A 1,112-nucleotide genomic window follows, 5' to 3' on the forward strand; every position below is an offset into this window, starting at 1 on the left:
GATCGACGGCGCCGACAGCAGGATGTCGTTGATGAAGCGGATCGTGCTCGCCAGCAGGTTCTTCTGGCCGTATTCGGCCAGATAGACGCCCGCGAGGACACCGATCGGCGTACCGACCAGCGTGCCGAACCCGACGAGCATCAGGCTGCCGGCGATCGCGTTGGCGAGACCGCCGCCCGCCGTATTCGGCGGCGGCGTCGACTCGGTGAAAAGCGCGAGCGACAGGCCGCCGATGCCGAGATGCAGCGTCGTGTAGAGAATCCAGATCAGCCACATCAGGCCGAACGCCATCGCGCCGAGCGAGGCGGCGAGCGCCACCGCATTGGTGATCTTGCGCCTGCGCTGCAGGCTGGCGCGCATCGCGTCGAGCACGGCGCCGTCCGGCCCCGGGAAGTTCATGACGGGCTCGCTCATTTCTTGCCCTCTCCTTTCTCGAGACGCAGCAGCAACAGTTTGGAGATGGCCAGCACGATGAACGTGATCACGAACAGGATCAGCCCGAGTTCCATCAGCGCAGACGTGTGCAGGCCGGGCGACGCTTCCGCGAACTCGTTCGCGAGCGCCGACGTGATGCTGTTGCCGGGCGAGAACAGCGACACGTTATCGAGCAGGTTCGTGTTGCCGATCACGAACGTGACCGCCATCGTTTCGCCGAGCGCGCGGCCGAGGCCCAGCATGATGCCGCCGATCACGCCGGTCTTGGTATAGGGCAGCACGATCTTCCACATCACTTCCCAGGTCGTGCAGCCGATGCCGTACGCCGATTCCTTCAGCAGCACGGGCGTCACCTCGAACACGTCGCGCATCACGGACGCGATGTACGGAATGATCATGATCGCGAGGATCACGCCGGCGGCGAGGATGCCGATACCGATCGGCGGACCGGCCGTCAGCGGGCCGAGCACCGGCACGTGCTCGAGCAGGCGGCCGACCGGCTTCTGGAAATAGGTGGCGAAGATCGGGGCGAACACGAGCAGCCCCCACATCCCGTAGACGATCGACGGAATCGCGGCGAGCAGCTCGATGGCAATGCCGAGCGGACGGCGCAGCCACACGGGCGCGAGCTCGGTCAGGAACAGCGCGATGCCGAAGCTGACCGGCACGGCGATCAC

1 protein-coding gene and 1 pseudogene are annotated in these 1,112 nt (G+C 65.8%); both read right to left on the minus strand.

The annotated features are described in order from the left end of the window. Positions 1–414 (minus strand): annotated as a pseudogene (gene pstA / locus KH616_RS25290) (phosphate ABC transporter permease PtsA); the annotation flags it as partial. Next, a partial coding sequence (gene pstC / locus KH616_RS25295) for a phosphate ABC transporter permease subunit PstC (RefSeq protein ID WP_292255330.1) occupies positions 411–1,112 on the minus strand: 702 nt, incomplete at its 5' end. The gene pstC and the pseudogene pstA, both read right to left, overlap by 4 nt.

The organism is Burkholderia sp. (assembly GCF_018375725.1).
Lineage (GTDB): Bacteria > Pseudomonadota > Gammaproteobacteria > Burkholderiales > Burkholderiaceae > Burkholderia.